Annotated in this window: 18 protein-coding genes; 7 read left to right on the forward strand and 11 right to left on the reverse strand. The window is 44.1% G+C overall.

All coding sequences use genetic code 11. The features are described 5' to 3' along the window. Nucleotides 1-41: 41 nt before the first annotated feature. The 3 genes from GVO62_RS12500 to phoB form a co-directional block, all read right to left on the reverse strand. The gene (locus GVO62_RS12500) at nucleotides 42-1,046 is read right to left on the reverse strand and encodes a PstS family phosphate ABC transporter substrate-binding protein (protein ID WP_159119524.1); all 1,005 of its coding nucleotides are present in this window, start codon (nucleotides 1,044-1,046) and stop codon (nucleotides 42-44) included. Nucleotides 1,047-1,081: 35 nt separating this feature from the next. Continuing rightward, the gene (phoR, locus tag GVO62_RS12505) at nucleotides 1,082-2,383 is read right to left on the reverse strand and encodes a phosphate regulon sensor histidine kinase PhoR (protein WP_159119525.1); all 1,302 of its coding nucleotides are present in this window, start codon (nucleotides 2,381-2,383) and stop codon (nucleotides 1,082-1,084) included. 100 nt (nucleotides 2,384-2,483) lie between these two features. Next, nucleotides 2,484-3,173 (reverse strand): phosphate regulon transcriptional regulator PhoB, encoded by a 690-nt coding sequence (phoB, locus tag GVO62_RS12510; protein WP_120960870.1) that lies wholly within the window; start codon nucleotides 3,171-3,173, stop codon nucleotides 2,484-2,486. A 262-nt stretch (nucleotides 3,174-3,435) separates the two neighbouring features. On the opposite strand from phoB, the gene GVO62_RS12515 reads away from it, so the two are divergent. Both GVO62_RS12515 and rdgC read left to right on the forward strand, forming a co-directional pair. Then, a complete protein-coding gene (locus GVO62_RS12515; protein WP_159119526.1) occupies nucleotides 3,436-5,160 on the forward strand; it encodes a sensor histidine kinase in 1,725 nt (574 codons plus the stop codon). Nucleotides 5,161-5,302: 142 nt separating this feature from the next. Further along, nucleotides 5,303-6,214: a recombination-associated protein RdgC gene (rdgC, locus tag GVO62_RS12520; RefSeq protein WP_105930856.1), complete on the forward strand. Its 912-nt coding sequence runs from the start codon at nucleotides 5,303-5,305 to the stop codon at nucleotides 6,212-6,214. Between the two features lie 154 nt (nucleotides 6,215-6,368). On the opposite strand, the gene GVO62_RS12525 is transcribed toward rdgC, so the two are convergent. Beyond that, nucleotides 6,369-6,932, reverse strand: a complete 564-nt coding sequence (locus GVO62_RS12525) for a helix-turn-helix domain-containing protein (RefSeq protein ID WP_159119527.1) — start codon at nucleotides 6,930-6,932, stop codon at nucleotides 6,369-6,371. 202 nt (nucleotides 6,933-7,134) lie between these two features. On the opposite strand from GVO62_RS12525, the gene GVO62_RS12530 reads away from it, so the two are divergent. Beyond that, the gene (locus tag GVO62_RS12530; protein ID WP_159119528.1) at nucleotides 7,135-8,340 is read left to right on the forward strand and encodes a benzoate/H(+) symporter BenE family transporter; all 1,206 of its coding nucleotides are present in this window, start codon (nucleotides 7,135-7,137) and stop codon (nucleotides 8,338-8,340) included. A 113-nt stretch (nucleotides 8,341-8,453) separates the two neighbouring features. On the opposite strand, the gene GVO62_RS12535 is transcribed toward GVO62_RS12530, so the two are convergent. Continuing rightward, nucleotides 8,454-9,290, reverse strand: a complete 837-nt coding sequence (locus GVO62_RS12535; RefSeq protein WP_159119529.1) for an HDOD domain-containing protein — start codon at nucleotides 9,288-9,290, stop codon at nucleotides 8,454-8,456. Between the two features lie 407 nt (nucleotides 9,291-9,697). Between GVO62_RS12535 and GVO62_RS12540 the strand changes: the two genes are divergently transcribed. Further along, nucleotides 9,698-11,386 (forward strand): dipeptidyl-peptidase 3 family protein, encoded by a 1,689-nt coding sequence (locus GVO62_RS12540; RefSeq protein WP_159119530.1) that lies wholly within the window; start codon nucleotides 9,698-9,700, stop codon nucleotides 11,384-11,386. 84 nt (nucleotides 11,387-11,470) lie between these two features. Here the strand turns inward: GVO62_RS12540 and GVO62_RS12545 are convergent, their stop codons facing one another. From GVO62_RS12545 to folB, 4 genes are all read right to left on the reverse strand, one after another. Continuing rightward, entirely contained in the window at nucleotides 11,471-11,842 is a 372-nt protein-coding gene (locus GVO62_RS12545; RefSeq protein ID WP_159119531.1) for a histidine triad nucleotide-binding protein, read from the reverse strand. Between the two features lie 144 nt (nucleotides 11,843-11,986). Beyond that, the gene (locus GVO62_RS12550; protein ID WP_159119532.1) at nucleotides 11,987-12,787 is read right to left on the reverse strand and encodes an undecaprenyl-diphosphate phosphatase; all 801 of its coding nucleotides are present in this window, start codon (nucleotides 12,785-12,787) and stop codon (nucleotides 11,987-11,989) included. A gap of 8 nt (nucleotides 12,788-12,795) precedes the next feature. Further along, nucleotides 12,796-13,290: a 2-amino-4-hydroxy-6-hydroxymethyldihydropteridine diphosphokinase gene (gene folK, locus GVO62_RS12555; protein WP_159119533.1), complete on the reverse strand. Its 495-nt coding sequence runs from the start codon at nucleotides 13,288-13,290 to the stop codon at nucleotides 12,796-12,798. Then, nucleotides 13,290-13,643: a dihydroneopterin aldolase gene (gene folB / locus GVO62_RS12560; protein WP_105930739.1), complete on the reverse strand. Its 354-nt coding sequence runs from the start codon at nucleotides 13,641-13,643 to the stop codon at nucleotides 13,290-13,292. Before folB ends, folK begins: the two co-directional genes overlap by 1 nt. Nucleotides 13,644-13,971: 328 nt before the next feature. Between folB and plsY the strand changes: the two genes are divergently transcribed. After that, the gene (gene plsY / locus GVO62_RS12565; RefSeq protein WP_159119534.1) at nucleotides 13,972-14,574 is read left to right on the forward strand and encodes a glycerol-3-phosphate 1-O-acyltransferase PlsY; all 603 of its coding nucleotides are present in this window, start codon (nucleotides 13,972-13,974) and stop codon (nucleotides 14,572-14,574) included. On the opposite strand, the gene GVO62_RS12570 is transcribed toward plsY, so the two are convergent. Together GVO62_RS12570 and tsaD are read right to left on the reverse strand one after the other, a co-directional pair. After that, entirely contained in the window at nucleotides 14,564-15,751 is a 1,188-nt protein-coding gene (locus GVO62_RS12570) for an alkaline phosphatase family protein (RefSeq protein WP_373996020.1), read from the reverse strand. The genes plsY and GVO62_RS12570 overlap by 11 nt on opposite strands. A 319-nt stretch (nucleotides 15,752-16,070) precedes the next feature. Next, on the reverse strand, nucleotides 16,071-17,114 hold the full coding sequence (tsaD, locus tag GVO62_RS12575; protein WP_159119536.1) for a tRNA (adenosine(37)-N6)-threonylcarbamoyltransferase complex transferase subunit TsaD: 1,044 nt from the start codon (nucleotides 17,112-17,114) through the stop codon (nucleotides 16,071-16,073). Between the two features lie 504 nt (nucleotides 17,115-17,618). On the opposite strand from tsaD, the gene rpsU reads away from it, so the two are divergent. Together rpsU and GVO62_RS12585 are read left to right on the forward strand one after the other, a co-directional pair. Further along, nucleotides 17,619-17,834: a 30S ribosomal protein S21 gene (gene rpsU, locus GVO62_RS12580; protein ID WP_012517258.1), complete on the forward strand. Its 216-nt coding sequence runs from the start codon at nucleotides 17,619-17,621 to the stop codon at nucleotides 17,832-17,834. Between the two features lie 200 nt (nucleotides 17,835-18,034). Then, nucleotides 18,035-18,481, forward strand: coding sequence for a GatB/YqeY domain-containing protein (locus GVO62_RS12585; RefSeq protein ID WP_159119537.1), 447 nt, complete (start codon nucleotides 18,035-18,037; stop codon nucleotides 18,479-18,481). The last annotated feature ends 131 nt before the right edge of the window (nucleotides 18,482-18,612 follow it).

Consider the following 18,612-nt stretch of genomic DNA (forward strand, 5'->3'; position numbering starts at 1 on the left):
AACGCAGAAAAGCAATTTATGACGCAATTATGACAAATTGCTTACTCTGTAAGTAAACGCCGTTGACGCACAAGGACATCTTCCCTTATAGGGAAGTATCCGTCTCTTAATACCTGCTGCTGCCCTTCCTTTGACAAAATGTAGCGAAGAAATTCTCTTTCTAATGTAGGTAATGGTTCATTTGGCTTCTTATTAATAACGAGATAAAGAAAACGAGCAAAGGGGTAGGTCTCGTTACGAACGGTGTCGATAGATAAAGGTATTAAATCATCAAGTGTATCCCCTAGCGGCAACGCACGAACGCCTGCTGTTTTGTAGCCGTAGGCGGCGTAGCCAATAGCACCTGTACCACTGGCCACAGACAATACCACAGAGGCCGAGCCTGGCTGTTCATTCACCGTATTTTTAAAGTCACCATCGCACAATGCCATCACTTTAAACAAGCCGTAAGTACCTGAAACGGAGTTTCTTCCATAAAGACGGATGGGAGAACGATAAGCGATATTATCAACACCAAGCTGCGACCAATTTGTTATTTCATTGTCGCTCCCGCAAAACTGTGTTTCCGAAAACACGGCATCTACTTGCTCTAACGTCATACCTGGAAGTGGGTTTCGTCTGTCTACAAAGATAGCGATGGCATCCATCGCAACTTTTAAGACAGTGGGGGGGTAGCCGTGTATTCGCGTGAAGTCTCGGATTTCACTGGGCTTTAACTCTCGGCTCATTGGGCCTATTGTTGCCGTGCCCTCAATAAGAGCAGGTGGTGCTGTCGATGAACCTGATGCTTGGATCTGAAACCCCACTTGGGGATAGAACGTTTTGAATTCCTGTGACCAAAATGTCATTAAATTAGCGAGCGTATCGGAGCCGACAGACGATATTTTTCCCGCTACGCCAGGCGCTCGCTCGTAAGTTGGAACGTCGTAAGCATGAGAAGCTGTTTGAGTAGGCGTATCTTTTGAAGAACTTGCAAACGCGTTGGCAGACAAAAATAGTACAACGAGTAAAAGTACGTTTGAAATAAAACAGAACCGCTTTATCATCTTTCCTCGCCTTTCAAACACGTAACCTCCCCAATTTAAAGCTTTTCTGTAATGAGTTCGTTGTCCAGAACAAACGAGAAGGTGCTTCCCTCTCCCAACGTACTTGAAATTTCCAAGCGCGAATTATGATGGCTCAGCACGTGTTTTACAATGGATAGGCCCAAACCAGACCCCCCGGTTTTTCTTGATCGCGCTTTATCCACGCGGTAAAAGCGCTCGGTTAAGCGATTGAGATGATTTTGTTCGATACCATCGCCGTTATCTACCACTGAAAACTGTGCACCATTGACCTCACGCTGCCAATATACGTTAATTTCACCGCCAGCGGGGGTGTAGTGTACGGCGTTGAACACAAGATTCGAACACGCACTTCGAAGCTCAGTTTCTACACCAAATACGTAAAGATCTTCATCCACGTGAAATGTAATTGTATGATTTTTCTCTTTGTTCAGTGATTGCGCTTCTCGTTCAACTTGCGCGAGCATGACAGGGACATTAACCACATTCTCATAGATTCGCTCTGAGCTTGCTTCAATGCGCGACAATACCAATAAGTCTTCAATCAAACTTTGCATACGTTGCGTTTGCGATGTCATTTCTTTCATCGCCTTTTGCATGAATGGATCAGAGTCTTCATCAATAGGAAGAATTTCAAGATATCCGTTAATAACCGTTAGCGGCGTGCGAAGCTCATGAGATACATTCGCCACAAAATCTTTTCGCATTTCCTCGAGCTGTGAAACACGGGTAATATCACGGGCAATAAGTAAAAGATGCTCGTCACCATAAGGCATGATGCGATATTCGAAGGTTTTGTTTGGATTGGTGGGCGATGGCACTTCAATGGGATACTTGTAGTTGCCCGCATGGAAATACTGAATAAACTCAGGGTGACGGATCAAATTATCTATGCGGCGACCTGAGTCTTGAGGCCATTTCAGCCCTAAATCTAAGCGTGCCAGGCGGTTACACCACATAATGCACGCCTTTGCGTCTACTACAACCGCCGCATCAGGTAAGGCTTCAGAACCTTCCCGAAAGCGCTTAACTAATTCGCCTAGTTCTTTGCGTTTGTTTCGATTGCGGCGCTGAAGGTAATAAATACCTTCATAAATATGCTCCCACACGCCACGTACCGTGGGAGGAGACATCTTACGGCTGTGCCATAGCCAGCGATTCAGCTTATAAAGATGCCAATAATTAAACAGCAGCAGAAGCGTTGCGCCAATAGCAACAGCAAGTAGCATGTCATCTAAATACCACCCGACCAGCGCAAATATCACAAGGAATAATATTAAGCGCAGTGTACTTCTCAGCCAAGAGAACGGGTAATACATGAGATAGCTCGCGTTGTTAAGAGTAAAAAGAAGCGCACATCAGTTAGGGCGAAAAAACTAAAGGGAGCAACTATGTGTTTCTCCCTTCATTTTATTTGCTTTATAGCTTAGTAGAAAAACGATAGCCTGCGCCGCGCACTGTTTGAATCATTGCATCGTGACCGTGACGAGATATGGCCTTACGCAGACGTCGAATATGCACATCGACTGTTCTGTCTTCAACATATACGTTGGTTCCCCAGACATTATCAAGCAATAACTCTCGACTGTATACACGTTCTGGGTGCGTCATGAAAAAGTGAAGAAGCTTAAATTCTGTTGGGCCCATATCTAGCGGGTCGTCATTCGCCATAACGCGATGAGATACCGGCTCTAGCTTAAGACCATTAAATTCTATCGGCTCTTCGCTAGAGGTTGGTGTAACCCGGCGCATTACTGCCTTGATCCGCGCAACTAACTCTTTTGGCGAGAAAGGCTTTGTCACATAGTCATCAGCGCCAGCATCTAGACCGCGAATTTTATCTTCTTCTTCTCCGCGCGCTGTAAGCATAATGACAGGAATATCACGTGTGAACTCGTGCTGCTTCAAGCTTTTTGCCAACTGCACACCGCTACCACCGGGTAGCATCCAGTCTAACAATATTAAGTCTGGATACGGCTCACAAATTTTTTCTTGCGCGACATCGAAGTCTTCTGCTTCAATAATGTTAAATCCTGATTGTTCTAATACAAACTTTAACATTTCACGAATGGGCGCTTCGTCCTCAACCACCAACACTGTACGAGACATCGTTATATTCCTGCTCATTTTAATCGCCGCTATTATTAATGTGGTCTGTGACAGTTTTATTAAAACGATTACATTAATGTGTCAAGCTTAAGACACTTATAAATAGGTTCCGTCCAAAGTTTAATCACTCAATCTTGTTTATTGACACGTTTACGCATATTCTTGAATTGTCAAAATTACCAACACCTTATCAGCAAACAAGTATTTAAGTCGCAAAGGTGTCGTAAATCATAGATCTGATGTAACAGGGGTATGTTTATAAATGGCCGCGGTCAAGACAGGGTTATCAAGGAAGCTCTTAACCAGAGTATTGTCAGTATATTTCTCACTGACGCTGCTTGTTACGGTAGGTCAGATTTTTACAGAGTACCTCAGCACAAAAAATCATGTGGAAAGCGAACTGCAGACGTTGAAAAATACGTTTTCGTCTAGCCTTACTCGTGCTTTGTGGGAACTAAATCATGACCAAGTCCGTGCCATCTCAGAAGGTTTGATGTCTTTGCCTATTGTTGAAGGCCTTCAAGTCCGCGGCGAAAATGGCAATTACATTGCCGAGTACGGTCTTCGTGCTAAGCGCTCACCAGCCCCTGTAGACCGCGAAATTATTGAAGACCACTCTGGCGGTGTTTTTAGCTTCAGTTTTCCTCTGGTATTTAAATTTTCAGGGCGAGAGTCAACTGTAGGCGACGTAACCCTGTATTCAAGCTTCGACACAATTTTTAGTCGTATCGAAGTTGGGGTCTTTTTTCTTATCGGCAACGCAATTGTGAAGACCACCTTCCTAGTTTTTCTATTCATGACCGCGTTTCGCACCATGCTTTCAGAGCCTCTGCAAACTATTACTGAGCAGATGGAAAACTTTGATCCCCAACATCCTGAAGAGAGCAAACTCAATATAAAACTAGAAGATGACAATGAGTTACTTCAGCTTAAAGAGTCTTACAATGGCGTCATTGACGACCTTATCGCTTCGAATAATAAATTAAACGAAGCGCAAAATGAGTTAACCCTTGCGAACAAAAAGTTGGATGACCAAAACCTCATTTTGGAACAAGAAGTCGCGAAAAAGACCGCGTCTTTATCGCAAATAATGCTCGATCTCGAACAACAAAAGGACGAGCTGATAGCTCATCAGCGAGAGCTTCGGCAAGAAAACGAAAACCGCCAATACATTGAAGCAGAGCTAAGACAACGCAATAAGGAGTTAGCTGGCTCAATGGATACGCTAAAACATGCACAAGAGCAGCTGCTAGAGTCTGAGCGCATGGCATCACTTGGTGGTTTGGTAGCTGGTATTGCACATGATGTAAATACGCCGCTTGGGGTCGGTGTCACCGCCGCTAGTTTTCTTCAAGAGAGACTTAATAATTTAAAAACGGACTTTGAAGACAAAAGCCTCACCAGTAAAAATATGGCGAGTTTTATCGATGAGGCAGAACAAACAGCGCTATTATTGCTGAATAATCTCGAGCGTGCCTCTGACCTCATTGCTAGCTTTAAGCAGGTTGCGGTAGACCAGACAAGCGAGACTGAACGAGAAATTAATTTAAATGACTATATCAACGAAATCATTCAATCGCTGAAACCAAGCTTTAAACATACCGAATACCAAATCAATGTCTCTTGCCCACAAAACCTGGTGGTTACGTGCGCGCCGGGCGCTATTGCCCAAATCGTTACGAATATGGTTATGAACTCGATTACCCATGGCTTTGAAGGGCGGGCTAAGGGCTCCATTACCCTAGAGGTAAAAGAAGAAAATAATACGGTAAGTCTTTATTACAGCGACGACGGTAAAGGACTCAGTGAAGAAGAGTTGAGCAAACTCTTTGACGCTTTCTATACCACCAAACGAGGCAAAGGTGGCAGTGGTTTGGGCACGCACATCATGTATAACTTGGTAACACAGTCACTGAATGGGCAGATAGAAGCACAAAGCTCTATCGATAAAGGCTTAGAGTACTTCATTCGTTTTCCTAAAAACTAATATCCCCCCCTGAAAAGTTTTGTCTCAACATAAGCGCGTAGCATACGCGCTTTTATTCTTGTAAGCGTCTTTTATTCAATTGCACAGCTCCGTCTACATTGGTACGCTTGCGCCCTATTTCTATCAAGAGAATGCTTACACTATGTGGTTTAAAAACGTAAAAGCCTATCAAATTACTCAGCCGCTATCGCTAGACGAGGGCGATTTAGAGCGCGCCCTTAACGAGCATGCTTTCAGACCGTGCGGCAGCCAAGATTTGGCAACCATGGGGTTTGCTTCCCCGTTCTCTCAAGCTGGAAAGCAAGGCACTATGTTTCATGTTGTTCAACAGCGTTTTTGGATAACATTAAAGAAACAAGAAAAAATTCTTCCTTCGGCTGTAGTAAATGCTGAACTTGATGAAATGACAGCTAAGATCGAAATGGAAACCGGCTCGCCGGTTGGCAAAAAAGCCAAAGCCGACCTCAAGCAAGAAATTCAGACCCGCTTGCTGCCCCAGGCCTTTACGAAAAATACCTACACTCACGGCTTTATATCACTTGCCGACAATTTAGTAGTGGTTGATGCGTCTTCTGATGGGAAAGCCGAAGCCTTTTTGGCAATGGTAAGAAAGGCTATAGGTTCACTACCGGTTGTGCCGTTCACGCGTAGAAGCCTTCAAAGCGAACTTACCCACTGGGTTACTGAGTCAACGCCAGAAGGCGTAGGCCTACTTGAAGAAGCTGAACTTAAATCAACCGATGACACAGGCAGCGTTATACGTTGTAAGAATCAGCCGCTAGACAGTGAAGAAATCAGTATTCATCTAGATGCAGGTAAACTGGTTCAAAAAGTCGCATTTGAATATGCAGAAACGCTAACCGCTATTATTTGTGAAGACGGTGCTATTAAGCGCATTAAGTTCACAGACCGCATTAAAGAAGAGACTGACGACGTACCTAAAGATCAGGTTGAGGCCCGCCTTGACGCAGAGTTCGCGCTAATGTCAGCGGAAATTTGTACGCTGCTCAACTTTCTTCGTGGCGCACTTAATCTTAACGACGACAGTTTGTAAAACTGTTCGGATAGTCGTGGGGTAACGTCAACGATACCCCATCGCTATAATAGCGCCTGATTATTATTACAAGGATAATCAGGCCATTCGGCGGTATTATCTACACCACGTTTTTATTAATGTGTGGTGCATTGGCGAATACTATAACGTCGTTTCAATGTGGATAGTGAATTACCACAATAAAACGGGTTTCCCCTTCCTCGTCTCGATAACCGTGAGGCTGATCTGCTCGCAATATACATTGCTCTTGTGCCTTATATTCCTGCCACTGACCACCTTGCAACACACCTAACTTTCCTTGTAAAACGTGAATATGTTCGGTGACGCCTATTTGGTGAGCCGAAGAATGCTGTTCATGAAAGTTCTTTAAACAAAGCTCGAACATCTCAAACTGTGTCGCAGCGCTAAATGGAAATAAGGTTTTTATGGTTACGTTTATATCATTAGCGAACTTATGCTCGGCATGTTGAGAGGAAAGTTCAACGTCGTCATCAGATAAGAAAGAAGAAAACGAACATTCAAGGCCTGTGGCTATCTTCCACAGCGTTGCAATGGTAGGACTCGACTCACCTCTCTCTATTTGCCCTAGCATAGCTTTAGATACCCCCGTCAACTGCGCTGTTTTATCAAGGGAAAGCCCCCGCGCTTTGCGAACCGATTGCAGGTGTTGGGAAATACTTTTCGAAATAGCAGAAGGCGGCGTATTCGCTTTTGTCATCTGATCAGAGCCTTTTATTTTTTCGCAGATGCTATCAAAGCACTTGTGCGCTATAACGCACAAGTGCTATGTTTCGCTATGTGCGCTATAGCGCACAGTTCGATAAGATAGCATACTTTAACGATAAAAATTCGATAAACATAGTGAGTCTGTTTTTATCGCTCAATCCATTTAGGGTCGACGTTCTAGCACGGGTATTTTTATGAGTAAATGGAAGTTAAGCCATATCAGCGCGGGGCTTACCGCCGTTACGGTAGGTTATAGCAGCTCTGTTGTTATCATTATCGATGTAGCGCGCAAAGCCGGCGCCAGTGACGATATGGTAGTAAGCTGGTTACTCGCACTTGGTCTAGGTATGGGCATTACCTGCATTCTGTTTTCATGGCTCTCCAAACTGCCCATTGTTACCGCATGGTCTACACCTGGTGCGGCTTTTCTATTAACGAGTATTGGTGACTACCGATTAAGTGAAGCCATTGGGGCATTTGTCATATGCGCTTTACTTTCTCTTGTGACCGCGCAAAGCCGTAGTCTGCTGAAACAGATAAGTCGAATTCCTCCTGCAATTTCATCTGCACTTTTGGCGGGTATTCTCTTACCTATATGTTTAGCGATATTCAGTGATGTAAATGAAGCGCCGTATTTAGTCGCGTTATTTATTGCGGCCTATCTCGTTGGGAGCCGTTTATTTCCCCGCTATCTAATGCTGATATTACTGGTTATGTCGGTGGGTATTAGTGTATTTATGGGCAGTTCACACGGCGTTATATCTTTACCGGGCGACGCATCGATGTTTTCACCAGAAATGGCATCGAATTTTACACTACCGGCTCCTATTTGGGTTACACCTAGCTTCTCTTTAAGTGCGGCTATTGGGTTAGCCTTTCCTCTTTTTCTCATCACTACACTTTCCCAAAACTTACCAGGCATTGCTATTCATCACGCTCATGGATACACGCCCGACCACAAGCCAATTTTATCAGGCATTGCCATTGTGCAAGCACTATTGGCGCCTTTCGGTGGGTTTACTTTTAACCTGGCAGCCATTACCGCAGCGCTGTGTATGGGCGAGCAAGCTGATAGCGAAAAGTCGCAACGCTACAGAGCTGCAATAGCAGCCGGCGTGGCGTATTTATTTATGGGGCTGTTAGCGTCTGTGGTCGTGGCGTTATTTGTCAGTATGCCCAGTATTATCATTCACCTTCTTGCCGGACTAGCGTTGCTGGCCACACTCCAAAGCGCCGTGGCGCGCGCTATGGAAGTTGAACATCACAGAGCACCTGCAATGCTTACCATGCTTTGTACGGCGTCAGGCTTCAGTTTATTTTCCATGACCTCTGCGGTCTGGGGGTTAGGTTTAGGTTTACTACTTCTTTATATTCAGAAGCCGCCAGAACACCCACGTTAACTGAGATGGACAAAAAAAGCCGATAACTCAACGCTATCGGCTTTCTCATATTGACCACTAATGCTCGTCTACATAGGATAACGCGCTTAGTCCCTTTTTCTAAACAACCTACGTTAGAGGAAGATTTGCTTGGCAGCGCTACTTAGCTCTTCAAACTCATCTGAGTGAAGCTCACCCATATCTTCTACCACACCGCGCTGAATGGCTAGATTTAAAATCGCGTCTTTTTGACTACTAGCAGCACCTGATACAGCAGCGCCCACACGAACAAAGTCGATATAACTTAACTCGTCAGGAATATAGCTCAAGTCTTTCCAATTTTTTGCAACATTGACAAAGCTTTCACCGAAGCCCCACTTCTCCATAATATTGGCGCCGATCCTGCCCGCTAACTTGTCAATTGCCACCTCAAGAAATGAAGGGTTTGCGAATACCTCTGGATGACGCTCTGCTTCTGTTAAGATAGGAAGTACACCAATGTTGTGCACAAGCGCGGCTAGCGTCATCGTATCCATGCTCATTTCGCGCTTTTTAGTTCGAGCAATATAAAGCTGCAGTACCGCCATAGAACTAGCAACAATATTCACCGTATTTGCCCATTCTTTTTGTAAATAGCGCGCAACCACGTCATTTTTAGACACAAACAACTGTTCCATTGCTAACGCCGTGGAAATATTCTTTATCTGACGCAGCCCAATGCGCGTCACCGCTTGACTAACGGAGTTAACTTTAACACTACGCCCCATATAAGCGCTGTTCGCGATCTTAATCATTCTTGCACTAAGTGATGGATCTTGACCAATAACATCACCCATCGCATTAAGGTTAATATCAGGATCATCTGCCGCTTTACGAATTTTCAGCGCGATGGCGGGAAGTGTAGGAAGTACAAGCGTATCATTATTAATTTTTTCAACCAAAATGGTTGAGAGCGCGTTCTGTGTAGACATATTTCTACCCTTAGGAAGTTCCAAATAGCCCTTAAAAGGCAATAAGTTACATTACTGATTAATCGATGACTGCGACAAGTCACGGCGTTACAGATTAATTGTTGAACGTTGCATTCCCTGCGTCTACTCGTGTAAACCCAAATGTGACACGTGAAAATACAAACTGTTTATTGTTTTTCTTTGATGTTTCTAACACCATACTATAGTAGCTCTTCGGTTTCGACCATCTAAAAATAGAAAACGTGACAGCGAAATTTTCGCTAATACCTAGGGCTTATTCAAAGTATAGACAACAAGCGGCAGAGCACTATCAAATTCACGCAATTTTTTTCATACTTTTGTATTAAATCAAAAGCATAGCTATAGTGTGCTACCTACCCAACGACAGATTAAACGGTAATTATAATATGAAAAAAGTACTTTCACGCTACTCCCCTATTGCAGCCGCAGTAGCTGGACTATTCATACTTTCAGCTTGCAGCAAGAGCGCCGACACAACGCAAGCTAGCTCACCTGATACTGATAAACAGCAAATATTGTTAGTTGATGAGTCACGCCTGTCTATTTATCACGGTGTAGATTTGACGAGTGATTTATCTCACCTAAGCGATAATCAACGTGAAATGCTCTCTCTGTTAATCGATGCATCGAAAATCATGGATGATTTATTTTGGAAGCAAGCTTTCTTCGAAGATAAAGATGCCTTTCTCTCTTCAATAAGCGACGAAAAAGTTCGTCATTTTGCCGCCATAAACTATGGCCCATGGGACCGGTTAAACGGCGATACGCCTTTTATTAGCGGCTATGAAGATAAAGCACTTGGCGCCGAATTTTACCCTCACGACATGGATAAAGCCGAGTTTGCTACGGCAAACTTTAAAGACAAACAGGGTCTTTACTCCATGATTAAACGTGACGAAGCAGGCAACCTTTATTCAGTGCCTTACTCTGAAGCATTTAAAAGCGAATTGATGAAGGCTTCTGATCTTCTCAAAAAAGCGTCCACACTCGCTGAAGACGAGAGCTTTAAGCAATACTTACAACTGCGTTCAGAGGCCTTACTATCAAACGACTACCTCGCCTCTGATATGGCATGGATGGATATGAAAACCAATCCGGTTGAATTGGTTATCGGCCCTATCGAAAGCTATGAAGATCAGTTGTTTGGTTATCGCGCAGCCTTTGAAGCATACGTGCTAATTAAAGACCTCGCTTGGAGTGACAAGCTCGCTAAATATGCAGCCTTCTTACCTGAGTTACAGCAAGGGCTTCCGGTTGCTGAGGCGTATAAAGCTGAAATGCCGGGTTCTGATGCCGACCTTAATGCTTATGACGTTATTTATTATGCAGGGCATTCTAATGCGGGCAGCAAAACCATCGCAATCAATTTGCCAAATGATGAACGTGTTCAGCTAGAAAAAGGCACCCGTCGCCTTCAGCTTAAAAACGCTATGCGCGCAAAATTCGACACTATTCTTGTACCTATTGCAGACACGTTAATCGTACCCGAGCAGCGAAAACATATTACCTTCGACGCCTTTTTTGCAAATACCATGTTCCACGAGGTAGCACATGGTCTTGGTATTAAAAATACATTGGATGGTGCGAGTACCGTGCGCGGCGCATTAAAAGAGCATGCTTCAGCCCTTGAAGAAGGCAAAGCAGACATTCTGGGTTTGTATATGGTGCAAAGCCTCCTTGAAAAAGGCGAAATCACAGAAGGTTCGTTGGAAGATTACTATGTCACCTTTATGGCGGGTATCTTCCGCTCAGTACGTTTCGGCGCAAGCTCTGCTCATGGTAAAGCGAACATGATCCGCTTCAACTTCTTTGCCCAACAAGGCGCGTTTGAAAAAACAGAAGACGGTCTATATCGCGTGAATATGGAAAAGATGGGTGCCGCTGTTGAAGCATTATCTGAACTTATTCTTACATTGCAGGGTGACGGCGATTACGATGGCGTAGCGAAACTGGTTGAAACCATGGGCGTTATCAAACCCGACCTTGCATCTGATTTAGCACGTTTAGAAGCGGCAAGTATTCCTGTTGATATTCACTTCAACCAAGGTAAGAAAATACTGGGCCTTGCTGATTAATCAAGGTTAAGCAAAGGATATAACAAAAAGGCCGCCCTTAAACGCAAGTGCGGCCTTTACTATATATTTCCTATGGAACCTTGATTACTCTACGTGGCGCTTCATATTCTCTGAGTATGGAGGCCAGCCAAGTGGTTTACCCGCTAGCACATGTAGGTGAATATGATACACAGTTTGTCCGCCATACTCATTGCAGTTCATAACCGTACGATAACCCTGATCGGCAAAGCCCTGCTCTTTCGCGATTTTAGCGGCAATGAAAGATAAATGGCCCACAACAACGCGGTCTTCCTCTGCAATATCGTTCACCGTCGCAATCTGCTTTTTCGGTATAACGAGAAAATGAGTCGGAGCTTGAGGGTTAATATCTTTAAACGCCAGAGCAAGTTCGTCTTCGTACAAAATATCAGCTGGAATTTCTTTGTTGATAATCTTATCAAAAATAGTTTCTGCCATATCTCACTTCCTTATTCCATATTAATTATGGCGCGTTTCATTCACGCCTGTAATTTTTCAATATTGTCTAAACAGTGACGTTCGATGCACATCGAATTAATACTCATAAAACCTCGAACTCGCCGCTTTGCTAATGGCTCGTTGCTACGCGAACACAAACCATAGCAATACAGCGCCTAATGCCAAACGATAAATAACGAAAGGCAGCATACCAATGCGGGATATCCAGCTTAGAAACAAATAAATACACAGATAGGCGCTTACAAAAGAAAACGCTGCGCCGTATAGCAGCGCATACCAGTCAACCGCCTCGTTTGCATTAAGTAAGTCGAGGGTAGCTAAAAGTCCCGCACCTAAAATAACCGGAATTGATAATAAGAAAGAAAAACGAGCGCAGGCTTCTCGCTTTAACCCTAACATCAAGCCTGCGGTCATGGTAATACCTGAACGAGATGTCCCCGGAATTAACGCCAAGACTTGTGCTAAACCAATATAGACAGCTTGTTTTAATGTTAAACCTTCAAGCTCTTTTTCTCGTTTAGCAGTGGCATCCGCATACCAAAGTAATAAGCCAAAGAAAATGGTAGTGCCAGCTATCACCAAAGCCGTACGTGCATTATCTTCAATCCAGCCTTTCATTAAGAAGCCAATGATCACAGCGGGAATGGTCGCAACAATGACGTACCATGCTAACTTGCTGTCTGTAGATTGCTGCTTGCTAAAACCCTGCGTTACCCAAGCCACCGTCATTTGCCCTATCTCTTGGCGAAAATAAATCATGACAGCAAGTAGACTTCCTACGTGCACAGCAACATCGAAGGCCAAGCCTTGGCTTACCCATCCGAAGAGTTCCGCGGGTAAAAGTAAATGCCCAGAGCTACTAATAGGAAGAAACTCAGTCACGCCCTGAATAATTGCTAAAATTATAATTTCGAAAAGTGTCATTCCTTTGCTTAACTCCAAGTAAAGTCAATTGGCCATAGTTGCTGTTTTTGTTTATCAAAGTTTTGCCACATTTGGGCATAGGTTTCTTGCGTTTCAGGGTGAATGTCGTTGGGAACAAGTTCAGCTAACGGCCAAAGCACAAACGCGTTGTAGCAAATTTCTTCGCGAGGCAAAACCACAGGGGTTGTGGTTATCTCACTATCATAGGTAAGCAAATCAAGATCAAGGGTTCTGGCACAAAACTTTTTGTCTGTGTGCACTCTGCCATTCTCTCTCTCGATAGATTTAAGCGTGGCGCACACCTCTTCAATGCTTTTCGATGTTGTTGCCCGCGCTGCTGCGTTGTAAAAAGGGTTACCGTTAAACCCAACCGCTTCACTTTCGTAAACGGAAGACACGGTGACATCACTGAACACGTGTTTTAACGCCGCTAAAGACCGCCGCGTATAATGTTCCCGCTCTATATTGGAACCGATACTAATCAATATGGTGTGTGAAGACATTAAACCCGCTCTTTGCTCATTTCAACAGCAACCGTTCGCGCGTTGGGAAGGATATTTGGCTTTACGATTTTAAGTGTAATTCCGTTAGCTGGAAAGCTTTCAAGAACGGAATTCATTACTTTGCTACCAAAAGCTTCAAGTAGTTCAAACGTGCTTTCTTTACCCACTTGTACGATACATTCGGCGACTTTTGCATAGTCGACGGTGTCGGCCACGTCATCGCTTTGCATAGCCGCTTGCAAGTCAACATCAAGTGTCACGTCAAGAAGTAATTGGGTTGTGCGCTCGCGTTCCCAATCATAAACACCAATCAGGGTGTCAACCTCAAGACCTGTAATATATATTTTACCCATGGAATTTTTCATCTTGTACTGTTATCAAACCAATCTATCGCCGTGTTATCGGCGTGATTACTGGTCTTACTACTGCGCTTTCACCCATATATTGAGGCTAAACGGTGGTATATCACGTTTGGATGGAGTAGCTTTACGCTTATGTGTCGTAACTATACCGCTGTATGACAACTGGGAGCAACCAAGGTTTTATAATTTTAATTAGGCGGCTTGGTGCAATGTGCATCATGGCGCACTTTGTAAGAAAGCCCATATCTGTCTAATAAAAAGGCCCCTTTACTTAGATAGCACATGCTTAAAAAATACTTTTAAAAACTAGAATGCATAAATGATTTCGCTAACCCTTTTAATGATTGCTGTCGCCTACCTCTTTGGCTCACTTTCAAGTGCCGTCGTAATAAGTCGACTGTTTGGATTACCTGACCCCAGAACCGCCGGTTCTAAAAACCCAGGCGCAACTAATGTTTACCGACTAGGTGGGCGTGTTCCCGCATTACTTGTTCTTGTTATGGACATTTTAAAAGGCACTATTCCCGTATATGGCAGCTATTTTTTAGGTATAGAGCCTATCACTCTGGGTTTAATAGCCATATTCGCATGCCTAGGCCATATTTTCCCGCTCTACTTTGGTTTTCAAGGTGGAAAAGCGGTAGCTACCGCATTTGGCGCTATGCTGCCTATTGGGCTTGATTTAGCGGGCCTGCTCATTCTAAGTTGGGTGATTATAGTTTTTCTTACCGGCTACTCTTCACTCGGCGCGCTTATCGCCGTATCGCTAGCGCCTCTGTTTACGTTTTTAATAAAGCCGTTGTACACCGTTCCCGTTGCAATGCTTTCTTTGCTTATTATAGTGCGACATAAAGACAACATTACCCGCCTGCTAGCGGGTAATGAAAGTAAGGTGTGGGATAAAGGAAAAGTTAAAGAATAAGCCCCTTTCTTAACACATCAAGCTCTCCATCTATAGGTGTAATCGGTGCAACACCAAGAATTTTTGCCAGCGCTGGATATACCTCCAGATTACTAAATGGAGGAAGGGTTGTACCTGATGCAAACGCGGGTCCTACAGCGACAAACGTCGCTCCCATGTCAGGCAGCGTATTGAGGTAACCGTGTCCTCCTTTACTGACATGCATACTGTTGGGATTCTTGAAACGCGCGGGTGGCGCAATTTCAATAATAATATCGCCCGTTCTGTTGCCTGCCTCCATGTGACGCGCCGCACGCTGCTTTTTATTCAACACAATGAAGCGATTTTCGGCTATTTTCTCTAAGCGGGACATTTCATTGCTGATTGCTTCGTTAGACAGGTCATTTTTAGCATACAAATGCACCTGGGCCCCTGCATTTTCGATAATAAAGCTTTCTGGAATTGACAGTGACGCTATGTCCAGAAGTTGCTCCTCGTCTATCGGAGTCATACCGTGGTCGGAAACAACAACTAAGTTTACCTTTAGATCTAGTTGATTTATGCGCTGGTAAAGTTGGCCAATCAGCGCATCAACTTTTTGAACCGCATCGTAAGTTTTGTCTGCGAAAGGCCCCTCGTCGTGACCTACTGAATCAGTCAATGAAAAATAACCAGCTATAAAGCGAGGACGAGATATTTCAGGCAATTTGAGCCAGTTGACTATCTGATCAACCCGCTCTTGGTAATCGGAATATTTGGAATAATGATAGTGGTAAGTGGGTAATGCGCCAGATATACGCGCGTCAGACTCTGGCCAGAAAAAAGTAGCCGCCTTCATACCGTGATATTCAACAAGATTCCAAAGTGGTGTTGCTTTTATCCATGTGCTGTCTGCGCCACCATCGCCAAGTTCATATCGTGCGAAGCTATCCTTGTTCGGCCGCGATTTGTCGTAAAACCGGTTGTTTACAATGCCATGATTTTTGGGAAGTAATCCGGTAACTAAAGATATGTGGTTGGGAAAGGTGTTGGAAGGGTATACAGGGGTCATCGACACAGCCCTTACCCCTTGCTTCGCAATGGCGTTTAAATGCTTAGCTTTGTGCAGCTCTATGTAGTCGTGACGAAAGCCGTCTAAAGATATCATCACTACGTATTGCTTATTTGTTTCAGCGTCCCCCTTTGAGTCGTGCGCCATTGGCGTTCCAGTTGGCAGTACCTGACCCGTAGCGAATACATTGAACGATATTAGCGTTGCTAGAGTGAGTGACGTTACAAAAAAACCAAGCGAGTATTTCACCATGCCTGAGAACCGTGTTGTCCAGTTTTCTAACCTCATACTGCCTTTCCCTTGCTTATTTGCTCATCTGATTAACAGTAAAGGCAGTGAAGCATGTTTTCATTGCCTTTTTGTGTATTTCCATCGCGAAACGTTATTGGCTACGCCAAACGTTCGTCGTAAACAGCTCAATGAAAACCATCAACGAGCACGTTTTGCGACGAACAATCGACGTATATTAAATAGCCGTCAAGGTATCCAGCGGCCAGCGCGGCTTAGCTTGAGAAGACAAAGCTAAGGTCTCTCCTGCTTTCAAACGCTGCATACCGGCATAGGCAATCATCGCACCATTATCGGTACAATACGCCAAGCTTGGATAAAACACCTCTCCCTTAAGGTCTTGCATAAGGGCTTTCATCTCTGCGCGTAGCATTGTGTTAGCACTCACGCCCCCCGCTATAACTAAACGTTTCATACCTGTTTGCTTTAACGCACGTTTACATTTAATGATAAGCGTATCGACAACCGCCTCTTGAAATGCATAGGCAATATTTGCTTTCGTTTGCTCTACCTGCTGTGCGGTCAAGTCAGTATTGTCTGTTAAGTCAGCATCGCGAATGGTGTTCGCTGCAAACGTTTTTAAACCACTAAAGCTGAAATCAAGGCCCGGTCTGTCTGTCATTGGACGTGGAAACTTGTAGTGACCTGCTTCGCCTTTTTCAGCTAACTTCGCCAACAAAGGCCCTCCAGGGTAATCAAGCCCTAGTAACTTAGCCGTTTTATCAAACGCCTCGCCTGCGGCATCATCAATAGACTCACCAAGTACTTCGTATTGACCGATGCCTTCGACTTTAACCAGCATTGAGTGGCCACCAGACACCAAAAGAGCAACGAAAGGAAATGCCGGCGCGTCATCTTCAAGCATGGGCGCTAACAAATGCCCTTCCATGTGGTGAACGCCCACCGCAGGTACATTCCATGCGTAGGCCAGCGAACGGCCTACTGAAGATCCTACAAGCAGTGCCCCAACCAAGCCTGGTCCTTGAGTAAAAGCAACGCCGTCGATTTCTGATGGCTTTGTGTTGGCATCTTCCATAGCTTTTTCAATGAGAGGAATGATTTTTCTAACGTGGTCACGGGAGGCAAGTTCGGGGACCACACCGCCATAATCTGCATGGAGTTTAACTTGACTATAAAGCTCATGTGACAACAAACCTTTTTCATAATCGTAAACCGCGATGCCTGTCTCGTCACAAGATGTTTCAATTCCTAAAATACGCATGGGGAGTAAGCCTTTTTACTACTAACGATAATGCTCTGCGTTTGGACGCGCTTACACGTTCACAACTTTAATGAACCGTACTTGTCGAATAATACCAAAAACAAAGTAAATAATACTGGCGATCTGTGGCGATCATCTTTATGATCCGGCCGCGATCATAATACTACCCTTATCAGAAACATCCGGTTTTACGTTTTTGACCGATTACCGTTCAAAAAAAGAAAAATCATGAAGGACATCGTCTGAAAAGGGCGCTTAATTGTGCCGAGTTAAGGAACACGGTGCTTAACGAGCGCAGAGTTTACCTTTAATCCTACATTCATGGAATGCCAGTTATCAGGTAAATGAACGGTAAATGCACAATATTGGCTATTTTTTAGCAATTCATCCTTTACTTTCTCTGTAGATATGATTAGAATTTCGCACCATTTTTAACCCGGGTGGCCTTTTTAGCGCACAATTTTACCCGGATTTACACAGTAAAAGTTTTGAGGTGAGTGTTTAATGCCTATCGTTAAAGTTAGAGAAAACGAGCCGTTTGATGTGGCGCTGCGTCGTTTTAAGCGTTCTTGTGAAAAAGCAGGTGTTCTTTCTGAAGTTCGTCGTCGTGAATTCTTCGAAAAGCCAACTTGGGAACGCAAGCGCAAGAAAGCTGCCGCTAAAAAGCGTCATCTTAAGAAGCTAGCTCGTGAAAACGCACGTCGCGTAAAACTCTACTAATATAGGGTTAGCCAACGAGTCTGAAAGGTGTTGCAATTGCAGCACCTTTCGCGTTTCTGGGCCTTTATTTTTTATCCTTTGCAGTCCTACTAAATGATTACACTCGGTTTTTAACGTAGGATTGAAGGTATAGTAATCTTTGCTGTAAGTTTTTGCAGCGCCTGATAAGCTTAATTTATTAATAAAAAACAGGAAGCATCATGGCACTAATTGATGATTTAAAAGCAGCGCAGAAAGATGCGATGCGTGCAAAAGAAAAATTACGTCTTGGTACTATTCGTATGGCTATGGCTGCCATCAAACAAAAAGAAATTGATGAGCAAATAACGCTTGATGATAGCCAGATTCTGGCTGTACTTACCAAGATGGTTAAACAGCGCCAAGACGCAGCAGCTCAGTACGATGCAGCTAATCGTGACGATCTAGCAAGTAAAGAGAGAGAAGAAATTACCTATATTGAAGATTTTCTTCCTCAGCCTTTAAGTGACGACGAGCTAAACGCCCTTATCGATGAAACCATGGCCGCTACAGGCGCTTCAGGTATGCAGGATATGGGTAAAGTAATGGGCGCTTTAAAGCCTAAAGTTCAAGGCCGTACGGACATGGGTGCGCTAAGTGCAAAAATTAAGGCACGCCTGAACGCGTAAGCGTAAATTATAGCTTGAACCAACTAGTGCGAGGGTGTGGGTAACCACGCCTTCGTTGTTCTCATTTTTAAACTTCCCTGTTAAAGTAACCCACTGTCTTAATCATGTTGCTATAGGCCTTCTAAGGCGTC

The organism is Alteromonas sp. KUL150 (assembly GCF_009811475.1).
Lineage (GTDB): Bacteria > Pseudomonadota > Gammaproteobacteria > Enterobacterales > Alteromonadaceae > Alteromonas > Alteromonas gracilis.

Coding starts and splice junctions, on each gene's coding strand:
- GVO62_RS12570 (WP_373996020.1), bottom strand. CDS start 15,751: ATGGCGCACGACTCAAAGGGGGACGCTGAAACAAATAAGCAATACGTA.
- GVO62_RS12540 (WP_159119530.1), top strand. CDS start 9,698: ATGAAAAAAGTACTTTCACGCTACTCCCCTATTGCAGCCGCAGTAGCT.
- GVO62_RS12515 (WP_159119526.1), top strand. CDS start 3,436: ATGGCCGCGGTCAAGACAGGGTTATCAAGGAAGCTCTTAACCAGAGTA.
- GVO62_RS12535 (WP_159119529.1), bottom strand. CDS start 9,290: ATGTCTACACAGAACGCGCTCTCAACCATTTTGGTTGAAAAAATTAAT.
- rpsU (WP_012517258.1), top strand. CDS start 17,619: ATGCCTATCGTTAAAGTTAGAGAAAACGAGCCGTTTGATGTGGCGCTG.
- phoB (WP_120960870.1), bottom strand. CDS start 3,173: ATGTCTCGTACAGTGTTGGTGGTTGAGGACGAAGCGCCCATTCGTGAA.
- tsaD (WP_159119536.1), bottom strand. CDS start 17,114: ATGCGTATTTTAGGAATTGAAACATCTTGTGACGAGACAGGCATCGCG.
- GVO62_RS12585 (WP_159119537.1), top strand. CDS start 18,035: ATGGCACTAATTGATGATTTAAAAGCAGCGCAGAAAGATGCGATGCGT.
- GVO62_RS12500 (WP_159119524.1), bottom strand. CDS start 1,046: ATGATAAAGCGGTTCTGTTTTATTTCAAACGTACTTTTACTCGTTGTA.
- plsY (WP_159119534.1), top strand. CDS start 13,972: ATGATTTCGCTAACCCTTTTAATGATTGCTGTCGCCTACCTCTTTGGC.
- GVO62_RS12550 (WP_159119532.1), bottom strand. CDS start 12,787: ATGACACTTTTCGAAATTATAATTTTAGCAATTATTCAGGGCGTGACT.
- GVO62_RS12545 (WP_159119531.1), bottom strand. CDS start 11,842: ATGGCAGAAACTATTTTTGATAAGATTATCAACAAAGAAATTCCAGCT.
- folK (WP_159119533.1), bottom strand. CDS start 13,290: ATGTCTTCACACACCATATTGATTAGTATCGGTTCCAATATAGAGCGG.
- GVO62_RS12530 (WP_159119528.1), top strand. CDS start 7,135: ATGAGTAAATGGAAGTTAAGCCATATCAGCGCGGGGCTTACCGCCGTT.
- GVO62_RS12525 (WP_159119527.1), bottom strand. CDS start 6,932: ATGACAAAAGCGAATACGCCGCCTTCTGCTATTTCGAAAAGTATTTCC.
- folB (WP_105930739.1), bottom strand. CDS start 13,643: ATGGGTAAAATATATATTACAGGTCTTGAGGTTGACACCCTGATTGGT.
- phoR (WP_159119525.1), bottom strand. CDS start 2,383: ATGTATTACCCGTTCTCTTGGCTGAGAAGTACACTGCGCTTAATATTA.
- rdgC (WP_105930856.1), top strand. CDS start 5,303: ATGTGGTTTAAAAACGTAAAAGCCTATCAAATTACTCAGCCGCTATCG.